Source organism: Peribacillus sp. FSL K6-5616 (assembly GCF_038008245.1).
Taxonomy (GTDB): Bacteria; Bacillota; Bacilli; order Bacillales; family DSM-1321; genus Peribacillus; species Peribacillus frigoritolerans.
This window is the reverse complement of sequence record NZ_JBBOYT010000001.1, coordinates 4,581,294-4,596,690: the sequence shown is the minus strand read 5'-3', so window position 1 is coordinate 4,596,690 and position 15,397 is coordinate 4,581,294. Positions and strand designations below refer to the sequence as shown.

17 protein-coding genes and 1 pseudogene are annotated in these 15,397 nt (G+C 42.8%); 10 read left to right on the top strand and 8 right to left on the bottom strand.

Translation table 11 applies throughout. The annotated features are described in order from the left end of the window. Positions 1–141: 141 nt before the first annotated feature. Complete coding sequence (locus tag MHB45_RS22365) at positions 142–378, bottom strand: NifU family protein (protein WP_034310199.1); 237 nt, start codon at positions 376–378, stop codon at positions 142–144. Positions 379–542: 164 nt separating this feature from the next. Between MHB45_RS22365 and MHB45_RS22360 the strand changes: the two genes are divergently transcribed. Next, a complete protein-coding gene (locus tag MHB45_RS22360) occupies positions 543–872 on the top strand; it encodes a YuzD family protein (protein WP_034310202.1) in 330 nt (109 codons plus the stop codon). 72 nt (positions 873–944) lie between these two features. Here MHB45_RS22360 and MHB45_RS22355 read toward each other — a convergent pair whose 3' ends face one another. Then, entirely contained in the window at positions 945–2,012 is a 1,068-nt protein-coding gene (locus MHB45_RS22355) for an NAD(P)/FAD-dependent oxidoreductase (protein ID WP_048687320.1), read from the bottom strand. Between the two features lie 288 nt (positions 2,013–2,300). Between MHB45_RS22355 and MHB45_RS22350 the strand changes: the two genes are divergently transcribed. Further along, on the top strand, positions 2,301–2,537 hold the full coding sequence (locus MHB45_RS22350) for a YuzB family protein (protein WP_034310204.1): 237 nt from the start codon (positions 2,301–2,303) through the stop codon (positions 2,535–2,537). Between the two features lie 81 nt (positions 2,538–2,618). On the opposite strand, the pseudogene MHB45_RS28390 reads toward MHB45_RS22350, so the two are convergent. Next, a pseudogene (locus MHB45_RS28390) lies at positions 2,619–3,334 on the bottom strand (DUF2225 domain-containing protein). Positions 3,335–3,507: 173 nt separating this feature from the next. Here MHB45_RS28390 and MHB45_RS22345 point away from each other — a divergent pair. After that, the gene (locus tag MHB45_RS22345; RefSeq protein ID WP_048687318.1) at positions 3,508–3,870 is read left to right on the top strand and encodes a HesB/IscA family protein; all 363 of its coding nucleotides are present in this window, start codon (positions 3,508–3,510) and stop codon (positions 3,868–3,870) included. Positions 3,871–4,129: 259 nt separating this feature from the next. Here MHB45_RS22345 and MHB45_RS22340 read toward each other — a convergent pair whose 3' ends face one another. Both MHB45_RS22340 and MHB45_RS22335 read right to left on the bottom strand, forming a co-directional pair. Further along, positions 4,130–4,654, bottom strand: a complete 525-nt coding sequence (locus tag MHB45_RS22340) for an SDR family oxidoreductase (RefSeq protein ID WP_318260454.1) — start codon at positions 4,652–4,654, stop codon at positions 4,130–4,132. Between the two features lie 241 nt (positions 4,655–4,895). Further along, on the bottom strand, positions 4,896–5,888 hold the full coding sequence (locus MHB45_RS22335) for an NAD(P)/FAD-dependent oxidoreductase (protein ID WP_034310210.1): 993 nt from the start codon (positions 5,886–5,888) through the stop codon (positions 4,896–4,898). Between the two features lie 474 nt (positions 5,889–6,362). Between MHB45_RS22335 and MHB45_RS22330 the strand changes: the two genes are divergently transcribed. The 4 genes from MHB45_RS22330 to MHB45_RS22315 all read left to right on the top strand — a co-directional run bounded on the left by MHB45_RS22330 (position 6,363) and on the right by MHB45_RS22315 (position 9,713). Continuing rightward, the gene (locus MHB45_RS22330) at positions 6,363–7,577 is read left to right on the top strand and encodes an NAD(P)/FAD-dependent oxidoreductase (protein ID WP_034310214.1); all 1,215 of its coding nucleotides are present in this window, start codon (positions 6,363–6,365) and stop codon (positions 7,575–7,577) included. 190 nt (positions 7,578–7,767) lie between these two features. Further along, positions 7,768–8,247 carry an NUDIX domain-containing protein gene (locus tag MHB45_RS22325; RefSeq protein WP_161922821.1) on the top strand — a complete coding sequence of 160 codons (480 nt, stop codon included), beginning with the start codon at positions 7,768–7,770 and terminating at the stop codon, positions 8,245–8,247. Positions 8,248–8,354: 107 nt separating this feature from the next. After that, complete coding sequence (locus tag MHB45_RS22320; protein ID WP_034310217.1) at positions 8,355–8,672, top strand: YuiB family protein; 318 nt, start codon at positions 8,355–8,357, stop codon at positions 8,670–8,672. Positions 8,673–9,020: 348 nt separating this feature from the next. Further along, positions 9,021–9,713 (top strand): 3D domain-containing protein, encoded by a 693-nt coding sequence (locus MHB45_RS22315; protein ID WP_048687644.1) that lies wholly within the window; start codon positions 9,021–9,023, stop codon positions 9,711–9,713. A 60-nt stretch (positions 9,714–9,773) separates the two neighbouring features. Here MHB45_RS22315 and MHB45_RS22310 read toward each other — a convergent pair whose 3' ends face one another. Both MHB45_RS22310 and MHB45_RS22305 read right to left on the bottom strand, forming a co-directional pair. Then, entirely contained in the window at positions 9,774–10,562 is a 789-nt protein-coding gene (locus MHB45_RS22310) for a cobalamin-binding protein (protein ID WP_338566696.1), read from the bottom strand. A 9-nt stretch (positions 10,563–10,571) separates the two neighbouring features. Continuing rightward, positions 10,572–11,054 (bottom strand): divergent PAP2 family protein, encoded by a 483-nt coding sequence (locus MHB45_RS22305; protein WP_034310222.1) that lies wholly within the window; start codon positions 11,052–11,054, stop codon positions 10,572–10,574. A gap of 271 nt (positions 11,055–11,325) precedes the next feature. On the opposite strand from MHB45_RS22305, the gene MHB45_RS22300 reads away from it, so the two are divergent. Then, positions 11,326–12,831, top strand: coding sequence for a leucyl aminopeptidase (locus tag MHB45_RS22300; protein ID WP_340908107.1), 1,506 nt, complete (start codon positions 11,326–11,328; stop codon positions 12,829–12,831). 63 nt (positions 12,832–12,894) lie between these two features. Here the strand turns inward: MHB45_RS22300 and MHB45_RS22295 are convergent, their stop codons facing one another. Further along, entirely contained in the window at positions 12,895–13,266 is a 372-nt protein-coding gene (locus MHB45_RS22295) for a hypothetical protein (protein WP_048687647.1), read from the bottom strand. 254 nt (positions 13,267–13,520) lie between these two features. Here MHB45_RS22295 and MHB45_RS22290 point away from each other — a divergent pair, with 254 nt between their 5' ends. Further along, complete coding sequence (locus MHB45_RS22290; protein ID WP_048687648.1) at positions 13,521–14,270, top strand: GTP cyclohydrolase II; 750 nt, start codon at positions 13,521–13,523, stop codon at positions 14,268–14,270. A 13-nt stretch (positions 14,271–14,283) separates the two neighbouring features. Beyond that, the gene (ribD, locus tag MHB45_RS22285) at positions 14,284–15,378 is read left to right on the top strand and encodes a bifunctional diaminohydroxyphosphoribosylaminopyrimidine deaminase/5-amino-6-(5-phosphoribosylamino)uracil reductase RibD (protein ID WP_063595848.1); all 1,095 of its coding nucleotides are present in this window, start codon (positions 14,284–14,286) and stop codon (positions 15,376–15,378) included. The last annotated feature ends 19 nt before the right edge of the window (positions 15,379–15,397 follow it).

The window sequence follows — 15,397 nt, the reverse complement described above, 5'->3', positions numbered from 1 at the left end:
ATTCATTTGATAGGGCAAAAGCCGAGTCAGCTTTATTTTTATTACAGTCCGCAAAAAGATTCCGGCCTGCATGAAAAAAGGTTGAACGTGTATAGATGAAGTGATCCTTCATCCATACGCTGCATGTTATTTAAAGGGCTATTAGAAAACTTGTTCAACTTCCACTACACCAGGAACTTCTTCAAGTAGGGCACGCTCAATCCCAGCTTTTAGCGTAATGGTCGAACTAGGACAGCTTCCGCAAGCTCCTAGTAATCGTAATTTTACAATCCCATCTTCTACGTCAACTAGTTCACAGTCACCGCCATCACGAAGAAGAAACGGACGAAGCTTATCTAGGACTTCTTGAACTTGAACTTCCATTGTTTGTTCAGACATTGCAATCGACTCCTTTCCTAATCATATTATAATGCGAAGGTAATAAAAAATCCAACTGTAACTTTGCGGAAATATAATCTATATTATTCTGGTATGATGGAAACAGGTGAAGTTTTAAACATTATTCAAATGAAGCAACTATAATAAACTGAAGGAGGAAGAGTATGGTAAGGAAAGATATTGAGATAGAAGTGTATGGAGCGGAGCAAATTTGCGCGAGTTGTGTGAATCTCCCCTCTTCGAAAGATACCTGCGAGTGGCTTGAAGCCGCTTTAACGAGAAAGTTTCCTGAGCAGCCATTTAAAATATCCTATATAGATATGTATAACCCACCAGAAACATTGAAGCAAAAGAGCTTTGCCGAGAAGATGATCGAGGAAGATTTATTTTATCCACTGGTCCTCATCGAAGGTGAAATCATTGCGGAAGGAAATGTCCGTCTCAAAAAAGTGGTGGAAACGATGGAGAAATATGGATACTCGGTGCGAGTATGATATATAATGGAAGAAATAAGAAAAACTGACCCATGAATGGGCTGCATGCAGCTCATTGGGCCAGTTTATGAATCAACCGTTATGGTATTTATACATCCAGAGAATGCCTGATTTCATTAGGCGTGCCACTCTGCCGGTGATTGGGCGATTTGCAACAAGACCAAAACCTTGTTTCTTCCCAAGGGAACCTAATGTTCCTTTTAATTTCATGGTAGGGAAGCTTTCCGGAAGTGGTTCATTTGCCCATTTCTTCACAAGGACTTGGACGATTTGCTCAGCTTGGGACTCCGCTAATTGAGCACTAGGTGCATGAGGAAGGCTCGCGCAGTCGCCGACTACAAAGATGCTGTCATCATTAGGAAGGAAATGCTGAGGAGTCAGAACGGCTCTTCCTTGACGGTCTTTTTCAATATCCATATCGCGGATGATCTTGCTTGGCTGAATTCCAGCTGTCCATACGATGACGTCGCTTTGAACGGCTTCGTCGCCATTATAAAGAAGATTTGGTTCAACTTTCGTAATATTTGAATGATGTACGATTTCGATGGTATGTTTATCGAACCATGATTCGACAAAAGTACTTAATCTTTCTGGGAAAGCAGATAGAATATGCGGTCCACGGTCAAATAGCTTAACGTTTAAATCTGAACGGCTTTCAATCAATTCACTTGCAAGCTCAACACCGCTCAGTCCGCCACCAACGATAGAAACGGTTGCACCGGCACCTAAATTATTCAAAGCAGAATATGTGCGGCGTGATTTATCGATTGTTTGGATACTGTAAGTGTGTATGTCTGCACCAGGAATATCGTGGTATTTATCTTCGCAGCCAAGGCCAATGACTAAATCATCATAAACGACAGGATCTTGATTTTCTATAATGACCTGTTTATTTTCCATATCGATGGAAAGTACTTCTCCGTATACGTTCTTCAAGCGAGGATGTTCAGGAAATGCAACACGGATGTGCTGATCTGGAATGGTACCTGCTGCTAAAGCATAATATTCCGTTTTTAAGCAGTGATAAGGATTACGGTCGATAAGCGTGATGCTCACATTTTCAGGAAGCTGATTAGGCAGCAATCTTTGCAACATGCGCATACCACCATACCCGCCACCAAGTATGACTAGATTCTTCATATGATTTTTTCCCCTTTATTTGATCTCTTGAAAAATTTGATTAGCACTTAACTATAGGATTCCCCCAAATGGTCCCCTTAAAAGTTTAATTAAATATATATACCCCAATTTGTAGTAAGAATAAAAAATTAGATAATTTTCTTTTTTTACGTACCCCGACAAAAGTATAACGAATATAAAAGGAAATCACAACCGATATCTTGAAATAGGCTTATTTTTTATGCGTAAATATTGACTGTTAATGGGAAAAGTAATAAGATGGGTTGTTAGTAACTGTGAGGTGAAACAATGTACCCGATTATTGAATTTTGCGTAAGCAATCTAGCCAGTGGGGCTCAGGAGGCCCTAGAAAGATTGGAGCGGGATCCGAATTTGGATATCATAGAATATGGTTGCCTGGGATATTGCGGCAGATGCTCCAGTAACTTATATGCACTTGTAAACGGTGAAGTGGTTTTTGGTGACACAACGGATGAATTGGTAGATAAAATATATAAGTACATTGATGAATTTGAAATGTCTTAATCATCAACGGCGGATAAAGGCTGTTCCTGGAAGGGACAGCCCCCTTTTTTATCAGTGCTGCAGCAAAGGGTGGGTTGTTTCCTAGGTCCGTTTGAGTTCCTGAAAGCGGTCCCTGGCCATCTGGATGATGGAGGCTTCCCGGGCATTTTTTTGTCTTTCGAACACGAATGAAAAATACTTGATGGCTGCCTTTTCTTTGCCTATCCTTCTTGAGATTTCTCCAGCGAGATAAAGGATCCGGGCTTCGGATGCCTGGGTGCTGCTGAAGTCCCCTGTTGAATACGATGCTTCATATTCCTATAGGGCGAACTTCAAAAATCTTTCTTATTGTTCCTTGTTTTGTTTGATCCTATATAACGAGGCTATCCGTAAACAGATTCTAGCAAGGATTATATGTTTTTCCTTTTTTAAAGCTCCGCAATAACTCGCCAGCTTGTATGTATTGATCGCGTCTTTAATGGATCTTTCCTTGCTAAAATGATGGGGAACCCACTGGGAGCTGAATTTTTCCAAAATGATTTCCATTGTAGTGGGGGGAAGTACCGCGAAAAATCCTCGGAATAAGAAAAGCCGCAGTGAGGGCACACAAAAATATTATAGTAAAGTGGGTTTACGGTTGAATCAGCATGAACGGGACAAAAGTCCGTGTTGTATTTAGCAACCTTTACAAAACGTGACTGTACCTTTTTAGTGGTCGACTTTGGTTTGCATAAAAGGCATTCCATGCTTTTGTCATATAGAGGATGTATACTTTCGATGGTGATTACCCCCTTATTGTAAATTAGGATCGGGTTCAACGGATTAGTCCATTATACCTATCCCTATTATTATAGACGAATGTTAGTTGGTAAAATAGGTGGGGGAATATGAATTTTTCCAAGCTGGAAAATTGAGCGCGGGAATTTCTTTGGTATATACTATAAAGAGAAATGGTTCTATCTCACATATTCAGAAGAAGGAGGGATTTATTGTGAGTGATGTTGTTCAAATAACGGAAGCTGCCGCTTTTCAGATAAAAGAAATGATGAAACATAATGGTGAAGAGGGTTCCTTTTTAAGAGTGGCCGTTAAAGGCGGAGGCTGCAGTGGATTATCCTACGGAATGGGCTTTGAACAAGAGCCCGGAGAAAAAGATAGCCAGCTGGAACAGTTTGAAATTAAGATCCTTGTCAATGCCGAGGATGCAGATATATTGAATGGAACGGTAATTGATTATAAACAAACGATGATGGGTGGAGGCTTTACGATCGAAAACCCAAATGCCATCGCTTCATGCGGTTGCGGGTCTTCCTTCAAAACGGCAAAAAACGCCGGCACGCCGGAGAACTGCTAAGTAAACTCCAATACTTCGGAAAAAGGGGGCACTTTAATAAGTGCCTCCTTTAGTTTGTTTTGACAAAAGGGATTCAGGATGGTCTCATCCTAACACGAGACTAGATTATCATTACGTTTTTTATTGTAAACCTTATTGGATTTCTGAAATCAACTACAACGTTTTTTAGAAAAAACAGTAGGCAAACATGCTTTTCTTTGAATGTTTCTACAGTCTAGTCCAGGTGGGAATTTAACAACTGCCCCTTTTTCATGCTGGCTTACATATTGTTCAGGGCCTCCTTGATTGGGAGGGTGCCGCTGAATATCTCGAATGTTTTATTGAACGTTTTTTCCTCTGTGACAGATTGGGCAAGAACGGAGGCGACATCGGCGACTTTCTCATCCGCAAAGATTTTTCCGATCGCTTGTTCATTTGTCAAAGCAACCGGCCGGACTATCGTGTATGTCAGCCCGCTTGCTTTTAAATGTTCATCGGCATCATGTTTTGCTTCAAGATAATGGCGCATTTCTTCTTGGGCTTGTTCCGGATTATCAGAACCGACAGAGCTTAACATGACAAAACGTTCGATCCCTTTCTTTTTGGCGGCATCAACCAGTTTAATGGCTCCATTCTTATCCACAGCTGTTGTTTTATCCGGCCCTGTTTTGGGTCCAGGTCCGGCGGCAAAAATGATGGCTTCCATGTTATCCACTGCTTTATCCACATTTCCCTCTAAATCTGCAAGGATTGGATGCCCGCCGAGTTCTTTTATCGTTTGAGCCTGTTCCTCTTTCCTGATCATCCCGTATACGGTCATTTGCGGATTTTTTGATAATTCCCAATGATCTGCTTTCCGGTCGTTCCGTTGGCCCCTGCAATTAAAATATTCATGGATGCATTCCCCCTTTATAGCTTCTTCTACTCTTTACCCATAGAATGAAAAGGGTAAGCACTGTGGATAACTAATTGAAAAAACTTATCCACAATCATCGAATTGGGGACAAAAAAAACCGGCCATGAAAGCCGGTTTTTGCGTAATATAATTAAAACATGGAAGAACTGTGCATCGGCTGAACTTTTGCTTTTGGGTCAATATATTGTTTGGCGTGATTGACGGCAGTGGGTGCCTCACCAAACCCACTGGCAATCAATTTTACTTTGCCATCATAGGTTGCAATATCGCCTGCTGCATAAATCCCCGGGATATTCGTTTCCATTCTGGAATTCACCAAAATGCTGTTCTTCTGGATATCAAGTCCCCATTCCTTAATGGGACCAAGAGAAGAAACGAAGCCGTAATTGACGATGACTGCATCTACATCCATGGTCTCTGTATCGTCACCATTTGTATCCTTGATGACAATTGTATGGATACGTCCGTCTGTACCAATCAACTCTGCAGGTATGTATGGAGTCTTTATTTCCACTTTTGAATTTTTAAGTGTTTCTACACTATGTTCGTGGGCACGGAACTTATCTCTTCTGTGAATGATGCTCACTTTCTCGGCAATCGGCTCCAGCATTAAGGCCCAGTCCACTGCTGAATCCCCACCGCCGAAGACCACCACTTTTTTGCCGGCAAAATGATTGAGGTCATCGATGAAATAGTGAAGGTTGCCGTTTTCATATTTTTTTGCATCCTCAATTTCGATGCGGCGGGGTTGGAAAGCCCCATTTCCAGCTGTGATGATAATCGTTTTGGAGTAATGGATTTCTTTATCAGTCGTTAACTTGAAAACTCCATCGGCTTGCTTTTCCACTTCTTGAACGGCTTGCTCCAGGACGACATCCTGTTCGAACTTTGCCATTTGTTCTTTCAAATTATTCACTAGCTCCTGAGCTCGCACTTTGGGGAAACCAGCGATATCATAGATGTATTTCTCAGGATAAAGGGCCGACAATTGTCCGCCTAATTGTGGCAGGCTCTCGATGATTTTTACGGATGCCTGTCTCATCCCTCCATAAAATGCAGTGAATAATCCAACCGGGCCTCCGCCAATGATTGTAATATCATAAACTTTTTCATTAACTTCCAACGTTATCCCTCCGATATACTAGGTTTGCTGAAATTTATTCTCTTATTTTAACATAGATGATCTTTTAAAAAACGGAGAAAGTTAGAAAAGTGAGAAAGTTTTGACTACATTTGTGCGGTTTCGTGATGAATGTTTTGTATCCGCTTTCAAATCTAGGTGAAATTACCCTTTGCCAATGTTGAGCATATCGTATAAATATGGTCGCAATTGAGTGAAAAGTAATGTTTTTCGGCTATATTTCAACCCGAAAAAGTTCGGTTTGTTACTTGAAAAAGGTAAGGAAAAAGACTAAAATTTACTTAGATATCATTTGGTGAATTTTTTATGAATTTTTTATGACATTTATGAAGTGTTACGTGAAATACGTCACAAATGTATAAGAGTGCTTTTTATAATGGAAATTATAAAGATAGACAATATATTTTAGTTATGGAAAGCATCACAAGAAAATATCGTAAAGGTGGAAGAATACTTTTGAAAAAGCCAACAATCGTTGTTTTAGGAGCAGGTTATGGTGGATTGATGACTGTTACTCGCTTACAGAAGGCATTAGGTCAAAATGAAGCAGAAATCGTATTAGTTAACAAAAATGATTACCACTATGAAACAACATGGCTGCATGAAGCATCCGCTGGAACGCTTCATCATGATCGTGTGCGCTATCCAATCAAAAGTGTCATTAACAGCAAAGTTAAATTCATCCAGGATTCCGTTTTGGAAGTGAAAACGGAGAACAAAAAAGTCATCCTTGAAAACGGCGAAATTTCTTATGATTATTTAGTGATTGGTCTTGGACCTGAATCGGAAACATTCGGAATCCAGGGGCTAAAAGAATATGCTTTCTCTATCTCTAACGTGAACACGGCACGTAAAATCCGTGACCATATCCAATTGCAATTCGCGACGTACAGTACTGAGGTCGAAAAGAATGAAGACCGCTTGACGATCGTTGTTGGAGGAGCAGGATTTACGGGTATCGAATTCCTTGGCGAATTGGCTAACCGTGTCCCTGAACTTTGTAAAGAATACGACATCGATTTCCAAAAGGTCCGCATGTACTGTGTGGAGGCAGCCCCAGCCGTCCTCCCTGGCTTCGATCCGGAATTGGTGGATTATGCAGTATCTTACCTTGAGAAAAAAGGTGTGGAATTCAAAATCGGCACACCGATCAAGGGGGCGACTCCTGAAGGCATCATCGTGGCAAAAGGTGAAGATGAAGTGGAAGAAATCAAAGCGGGCACCGTTGTATGGGCAGCTGGCGTACGTGGAAACTCCGTGATAGAGGCTTCCGGTTTTGAAGCTATGCGCGGACGTATTAAAGTGAATCTTGACATGCGGGCACCGGGGCATGACGATATCTTCATCGTAGGGGATTGCGCTTTGATCATCAACGAGGAAATTAATCGTCCATATCCACCTACTGCACAAATAGCGATGCAGCAAGGTGAGGTCATTGCGAAGAACCTGACTAAATTGGTTCGTAACGAAAGCGACCTGGAAACGTTCACTTTCGAAAACAAAGGAACGGTATGTTCACTCGGTGAAGATAATGCGATTGGTGTTGTCTTCGGCAAAAAAGTTACAGGTAAGACTGCATCATTCATGAAGAAAATGGTTGATAACAGGGCATTGTTAATGATTGGCGGAGCCTCACTTGTTGCTAAAAAGGGTAAATTCAACGTCCTTTAATTTTTTTCGATAGATCAAAAATGGCCATTTGGGGATTGTCCCTGAATGGCTTTTTCATTGGCAACCCATCCATCGATGAGTGTGTCATAGCGGAGTATGCAATTTTTTTGTGTGGAATATAATGGGGATGACGAAGTTTGATCAAGGAAATTATCTTTGGCATCATCTAATGTAGGGGAAGTGGGTTTTGGTGGAACGTTGCAAAAATGTTTGGTTGGCAGTGTCCGGCCTTGTGATATCCGATAAAGGTGAGTGGCTTGTCGTGAACAAAAGGTATGGCGGATTGAAAGGGCAATGGTCGCTTCCGGCAGGTTTTGTCAAAAATGATGAAACCGTCGATGAAGCTGTCGTAAGGGAAGTGTTGGAGGAGACGGGCATTCATACAGAAATCGAAGGCATCGTAGGAGTTAGAAGCGGAGTCATCAAAGGGGATATAAGTGATAATATGTTGATATTTTTACTTAAACCGCTCAGTTTTAAAGTAAATGCTCAATTGGATGAATTATATGAAGCTAAATTTCATCACCCTGATTTACTCATGAAGGAGGGGAAGCAATCGTTACTATTGGAACAGCTTTTAGCTTTTAAAAAGGAAAGAATGCAGACGATGCTTGACGGGTTGAATCCGGGAGATCAATTTGGATATACATCATATAAACTATTCTTGTAATTTGGGTAATTATCTTTTCTTCGGTATTATTTGGTATAAGTCGTTGACGCAGCAATTATGTTTTCAGTAAACTAAAGGTGTCGCTTTTAAGGAGGGTCAAGAATAACATGCCATTGCCTGTTTTAATTATCTCAATACTCTTATTTTTCATATTGTTTTTCGGAATTGGCTTTTTGCTGAATATGCTCTTCCGTTCTTCGTGGATCATGGTCTTCTTATTTCCAATCGTCTTCATCATCATTGTCAATGAAACAAAGCTAATAGAATATTTTAGGAATCCGGGAATATCTTTTTCCAATCTTGGTACGAACCTTACATCCCTGCATACGGCAGACATCATTATTTTATCAAGCGGCCTGCTTGGCGCGGTTTTAGCTGGTGTGGTGATCAGGATTCTGAGGAATAAAGGATATCAAATGTTTTAATAAGGGAAGGGCCGTCATTTATGGACGGTCCTTTTTGTTTTCGCATACTTTGTTGCTATTTACTAAGTAGTGCGGTGTGGATGGTTTCCCCTCCAGATGCTCGCTTTCCGCTGGGCGGACGGTGAGCCTCCTCGGCGTAAACGCCTGTGGGGTCTCACCTGTCCCGCTGCTCCCGCAGGAGTCTCGCACTTCAGCTCCAATCAACCTTAAATAGTTTCGTTTTAATAACAACAATCTTTACGAAAAGAGCCTTTTTTGTAAGAATAATTGGTTCTTTCCAGGCTTTATGAATACTTTCACTCCGTAAAGGGAACAAATATCCTTGTGAGAGGAGTGGAATTGATACATATGAAGATTGTAAAGGCATTATTTTTGAGGGTTGCTATTATCATATTATTTATCTTGGCCATCGAATCGACCTTGAATCATGTTTTTGGGGCTGTGCCTGAAGATCATCCTTTTGAAGAAGCGATGAGACAACATCGAATGCTTGGTCTCGAATATAAAGCGATTCATAGTGGAGGGCAAGTGGCAACGCTAATGGCATCGGCATCCGCGAGCAATGGTCCCACGACGATAGCGGAGGCAATCGAGCTCTCGAAATATCCGAAGCATGAAGTTTTGGCTACAGGATATACAGCAGGGTATGAATCAACCGGAAAGTACCCGGAAAGCCCATCCTATGGTATCACGTATTCAGGGGTGAAGGTGAAAAGGGATCTGTTTTCCACCATTGCCGCCGATCTTGCCATATTCCCTCTCGGAACCATCCTTTGGATTCCGGGCTATGGATATGGGGTTGTAGCGGACAAGGGTGGTGCGATCAAAGGGAATCACCTGGACCTATACTACGAAACGGTACAGGATGTGTACGAGAACTGGGGAAAGAAAACCCTTGAAGTATATGTTGTCCAAAAAGGGAACGGCGAGTTATCCGAACAACAGTTAAGCAGGTTGAATGAAACCAAGATCAAGCAGGTATTCAAGCCGAAAATCGCTGAGAAAACATTGAATGAGAATGTAGCTTCCTTTGCTTTTTAAAAAGGAAAGTGAAAGGCTGCCTCAATTGAGGCAGCCTTTTCTGTTTCATTTAGGACGCCCTTAGGGCATGCCTTTGTAGGCTTCAGGATGCAGAGTCTTTGCCAATATGGACAGCCCATCCAGTAAACGCGGGGAAGGCCGGCAGAATAAAGGTTCTTCCATGATGTGAATATGGTTATTCCGGACGGCCTTCATATCAGTCCACCCTTGCCGTTTCTTGACAAGCGCCGGGTTTACTTTTCGTAAAGGGACACCGACCCAAGCTAAGCAAATATGGTCGGGATCCTTTTTTTGGACCTCTTCGGAAGTAACTTGAATGCTTGCCATGTCGATATCTTCGAAAAGGTTATATCCTCCCGCAAGCGTACTGATCTCGGATAACCAATTAACTCCCCCGGGGCTGAATAAGGGATTGGGCCACCATTCCCAATACAGGGACGGCTTTGTTTCGATTTTGTCTGCGATGTTTTTATATTGAAGGATGGCATCACGGAATTTGGCAGCCTGTTCCTCTGCTTTTTCCTTAAGATCCATCGCCTTGCCCAAGGTCAGTAAATCTTTTGCGATATCTTCAAGAGATTGCGGGTTGAAGATGATATGGGGGATGTTCCGTTCCTTTAGCCCCTCAATGTTTTTTTCCATGCCCGGTACACTCAGTGAAGCCAGCACCAAATCGGGTTTTAGTGATTCCACATGATCGATATCGATCGATAAGTCGGGCCCCACTTTAGGAAGATGCTGTATGGTTTCAGGCCAATCAGAGTAGTCATCGATGGCGATCAGCCGATCTTCGATTCCTAGATATGTGCATAGTTCCGTATTGCTGGGGCAAAGAGAGATTATTTTCAAATTGAACACCTACCCTTGAAAGATGAAAAAGTGAAGTGCCAATGCAATGAATACTCCGGTCAAGGCTCCGAAAAATACCTCGATTGGCTTATGGCCCAACAGTTCCTTTAATTGCTGCTGTTTCTGTTTATCTGCTTTTTTCTGCCAGTTCTTTGCTTGCTCGACAAAGGTATTGAAGTCGGTAACGAGCTGGTTCAAGACGGCTGCCTGTTCTCCTGCCTGCCGTCTCACTCCTGTCGCGTCGAACATCGTGATGATTGCAAAGATCGCGGCAACGGCAAATACAGGGGAATCCATTCCGGTTTCGATCCCTACCGCTACGGTCAGGGCTGACACGGCCGCAGAGTGGGAGCTTGGCATACCGCCTGTGGAGTTAATGAGTGACCAGTTGACTTTACGAAATGCTATGAAGTGGATGGGCACTTTAATGAATTGAGCAAAGAAAATGGCAATCAATGCTGCGATTAAAGGGAAGTTGAGTAATAATTCCAAGAGTATCAGCCTTCTTTCTAGTTATAAGTAAAGATGAAATCCATATATGGGTAAATTACATCCTGTTCGGAATAAGGCCCTTATTATTAGTTCCATTAAGTCCTGTCTATTCCCTGCTGGTAATAGTATAATTATGATCTTTCTTATACTATTACTCTAAAGTCACCCATTCTAAACAATATACCTTGTTATTATTATTTTCGCGGACCTTATTCGAAAATTTTTGAAGATTTCGTTATAATGAATGTAATAGAATGGAGGAGGTAGCAGAATGTTCACAGTAAAAAATTCCTTAAATATAGATTTGATTGATGAATGCCTGATTCTAGGCGTATTTGACAGACCCGTAAAGTATACAGGGATAGGAAAAGAAGCGGATGAACGATTGGATGGCCAGCTGACAGAGTTAGTGAAAGCCGGGGAAATCTCTTCCAAGAAAAAATCAGTGGTCAAAATACATACATTAGGTAAATTAAGCGTAAAGAGATTGATTTTTGTAGGATTGGGCAAGGAAAAGGAGCTATCTTTTGAAACGCTCCGCGAAGCGTTGGGAAAAGCGCGTAAGACGATTAATGAATCCAAGATTACGACACTTTCGATCGCGTTGGATACATTCACGACTGAAAATCTGGATGCATTGGACGCAGCGCACGCTTGTTCCGAGGCTTTTGAACTTGCTTCCTATAAGTTTGACGGATACAAGCAAAAATCGAACCAGGTCGAAAAAAGCCTTGAATCGATTACGGTTTACAGTGAATTTGATCAAGAAGAGGTCGGTGCCGCGCTTCATGTAGGGAGGATTTTCGGAAGGGCGACGAACTCAGCGAGAACTTTGGTCAATACACCAGGCAATTTGCTGACTTCCACGGATTTGGCGAATTATTCATCTGCCTTGGGCGAACGTTATGGTTTTGAAGTGGAGATCCTCGAGAAGGAAGACATGCTCAAGTTGGGAATGGGCGCACTCCTTGCTGTCAATAAAGGTTCGGTCGAGCCTCCGAAAATGATCGTCCTGAAGTATCAAGGTAAGGATGAATGGAAGGATGTTATCGGGTTGGTCGGTAAAGGGATCACATTCGATACGGGTGGATACTCATTGAAAACGAAGGCTGGTATCGTTGGAATGAAGACGGATATGGGCGGTGCGGCAGCCGTTTTAGGTGCAATGGAAATCATCGGCGAATTGGGACCCGACCAAAATGTCGTGGCGGTCATTCCTTCCACCGATAACATGATCAGCGGCGATGCATTCAAGCCCGATGACGTGATCACTGCCATGAGCGGCAAGACGATAGAGGTATTGAACACGGATGCGGAAGGCCGTCTGGTTTTGGCGGATGCCATGACTTACGCTAAACATCATGGTGCTGACTATCTTATTGACGTTGCCACATTAACGGGTGGTGTCATAACGGCGCTAGGCATGGATATGACGGGTGCAATGACAAATGACACGGAGTTCTATGAACAAGTGGTCAAAGCCTCAGAGGAGGCAGGGGAGCCCATTTGGAGATTGCCGATTACGGAAAAGGATAAAGAGCGGGTACGCAATAGTAAAATGGCGGATTTGAATAATTCACCTGGAGGGGCGGGACATGCGATCATGGGCGGCGCCTTCATCGGTGAATTTGCCGAAGACACTCCGTGGGTCCATCTGGATATTGCCGGAACTTCCACAACCTCGAGCAACTCAGAATTGTGCACATCGGGGGCTACCGGTGTCATGGCACGCACGCTTGCACTATTGGTTGAAACCTTTGAAACGAAGACTAGATGAACCCAAATATCCGAAGCCGAAAATAGGCTTCGGTTTTTTTACAAAAAAGGTGTTGGATGGTCGTTATGCATCCCTCCATTTCAAGCTGACGATGATATGGCAATTTTCTTCCCCTTCTTTAGGATAGAAATCAAAACGGATCCCATCGGGGTTATACGTGATATCAGGTTCGTTCTTAATTCCTATCTTTCGGATCATATCGATCACGACATTTTTTTGCGATGCTTGGGCAGCAGTCATCAACCGGTTCGAGAAAGGCTTGGATGTGGCTATGGTATCCATGACTTTTTTAACATCAAGCATCAAAGATTGCGAGGTCTTTGCCGATTTGACTAGCAGATCTGGATTGGGTGCCGAGTAGGGACGCAATGGCCGATTCCTGGCGTGAGGCGGAAATAAGATAGGATCATATAAAAAATAAGGGAAATCCTCCAAAAGGTTTCCTTCCTTTCCTTAGGTCTGTCTATAGACAGGTTTTCGTTATACGTTAAAATATGTATAAAGGCCAGCCGATATGATAGTGGTTTGTGAATGACCTTTTTCTGCAAAAAAACTTCTTGAAAATTATGATCAAAGACACACTATTATTTGTAAACTGCTTCATTGACAGGTATAGTGTATAGTAATATACTTACTTACCTAAAGTAAGGAGAAGACACACTATAAATTATAAAATAGGTGATGTTAACATGAAAATAACCCAGGAAACAAAAGACCTTTTAATAGATAAAATGAATATCATCAAAACCCCCGGTAAAGCTGATATATGCCTTGTGGGACCTGTGAACCTGCCGGTTGAACAAGGAGATTTCTCAACGGTTTTCCAATGGTATACATGGCTTCAGCTTGAAGGCGCGGATAATGACAAGGATACGGTGCTTGATTCGCTTTCGGAAGCGAACCTCGCTTTTGGACAGCAATCCTCCGTATTGGTTTATGGTGATTTTAAAAAGTCGGAGGATGCACTTGTCCGGATGCATAGCATCTGCCACACAGGTGATATCTTCGGCAGTAAACGCTGTGATTGCGGCTACCAGCTCCACCAATCGATGAAGATGATAGCCGAGCATGGGTGCGGGGCCATTTTTTACCTTGCGGACCATGAAGGAAGAGGGATTGGCCTGTTTTCCAAATCCCTTGCCTATTTGCTTCAGCAGGAAGGTTATGACACGGTCGAGGCGAATGAGGCTTTAGGATTCGAAGACGATACGCGATCTTACGAGGGAGCCATTCGCGTATTGAGGGAACTGCGTAAGGATCCGGTGACTTTAATCACGAACAACCCCAAAAAGCTGGATGCCCTCATGAAGCATGGACTTGCGGCAAAGGACCATATTCCGCTTTGGGGCGGTTTGACGGAGGATAATAGTTTCTATCTCGATACAAAGGTTAAGAAGTCTGGACATATTCCCAAAAAGAAGCCAACTTTGATTGTATAAGGAGAGCTATAGAATGAATGATGATCAATATTACATGAAGCTGGCACTGGATTTGGCAGCCAGTGCTAAAGGAAAGACGAATCCAAATCCAGTGGTCGGGGCAGTCATAGTGAAAGACGGTGTGATAGCCGGGACAGGGATTCACCGTAAAGCGGGTGAACCGCATGCGGAAGTACATGCTTTCAAAATGGCGGGTGAGTATGCAGAAGGTGCAACGCTTTATGTGACTCTTGAGCCTTGTTCCCATTATGGAAAGACGCCTCCTTGTGCAAATTTGGTGAGAGAATCAGGTGTCCGGCGAGTGGTGGTTGCGACTCAAGATCCGAATCCGGAAGTGGCCGGCAGAGGGATATCTATCATAAAGGATGCAGGCATTGAAGTCGAAGTCGGCGTCCTGGAAAAGGAAGCTCAAAGGCTGAATGAGCGTTTCATTCACAATATGCTGACGGATCGTCCATTTGTCATATCGAAGTATGCGATGACACTCGATGGAAAACTTGCAACCCACACAGGCCATTCAAAGTGGATAACAGGAGAAGACTCACGTCATTCCGTTCATTTGCTTCGTGATGAGGTGGATGCCATCCTAGTTGGTATCGGGACTGTGTTGGCCGATGATCCATCACTGACGACCAGACTTCCGGAGGGCGGAGGGAAAAATCCGATCCGGATCATTTTAGACAGTGAATTACGGGTTCCATTGGATGCCAAAGTTGTACAAGTATCAGATGCGAAGACCTTGATCGTAACGCAGGAAAATGCACCTGCGGATAAAATGGACCTTTTACGTGAAAAAGGGATTGAATTCATTTTCGTCCCCAAAAACGAGACTGGACTGAATCTAAAGGCATTAATGGAAGAGCTGTATAAAAAGGGGATTACGGATGTCTTGCTGGAAGGCGGAAGCGAAGTGAATGCCTCATTCCTTAGGGAAGGGCTCATCGATAAATACTTGATTTATATAGCCCCTAAACTATTGGGCGGTAGAAACTCACTAACACCGTATACTGGCATGAATGTGGATACGATGGATGAAGCGATGGATGTTTCCTTCTCTGGCGTGGAAACGTTTGGTGAGGACATACGCATCACGGCTTATCCTAAATAAAAATAGACAACAGGTGAAG

Coding starts and splice junctions, on each gene's coding strand:
- MHB45_RS22320 (WP_034310217.1), top strand. CDS start 8,355: ATGCCATTGCCTGTTTTAATTATCTCAATACTCTTATTTTTCATATTG.
- MHB45_RS22300 (WP_340908107.1), top strand. CDS start 11,326: ATGTTCACAGTAAAAAATTCCTTAAATATAGATTTGATTGATGAATGC.
- MHB45_RS22350 (WP_034310204.1), top strand. CDS start 2,301: ATGTACCCGATTATTGAATTTTGCGTAAGCAATCTAGCCAGTGGGGCT.
- MHB45_RS22340 (WP_318260454.1), bottom strand. CDS start 4,654: ATGATCAGGAAAGAGGAACAGGCTCAAACGATAAAAGAACTCGGCGGG.
- MHB45_RS22365 (WP_034310199.1), bottom strand. CDS start 378: ATGTCTGAACAAACAATGGAAGTTCAAGTTCAAGAAGTCCTAGATAAG.
- MHB45_RS22360 (WP_034310202.1), top strand. CDS start 543: ATGGTAAGGAAAGATATTGAGATAGAAGTGTATGGAGCGGAGCAAATT.
- MHB45_RS22355 (WP_048687320.1), bottom strand. CDS start 2,012: ATGAAGAATCTAGTCATACTTGGTGGCGGGTATGGTGGTATGCGCATG.
- MHB45_RS22290 (WP_048687648.1), top strand. CDS start 13,521: ATGAAAATAACCCAGGAAACAAAAGACCTTTTAATAGATAAAATGAAT.
- MHB45_RS22315 (WP_048687644.1), top strand. CDS start 9,021: ATGAAGATTGTAAAGGCATTATTTTTGAGGGTTGCTATTATCATATTA.
- ribD (WP_063595848.1), top strand. CDS start 14,284: ATGAATGATGATCAATATTACATGAAGCTGGCACTGGATTTGGCAGCC.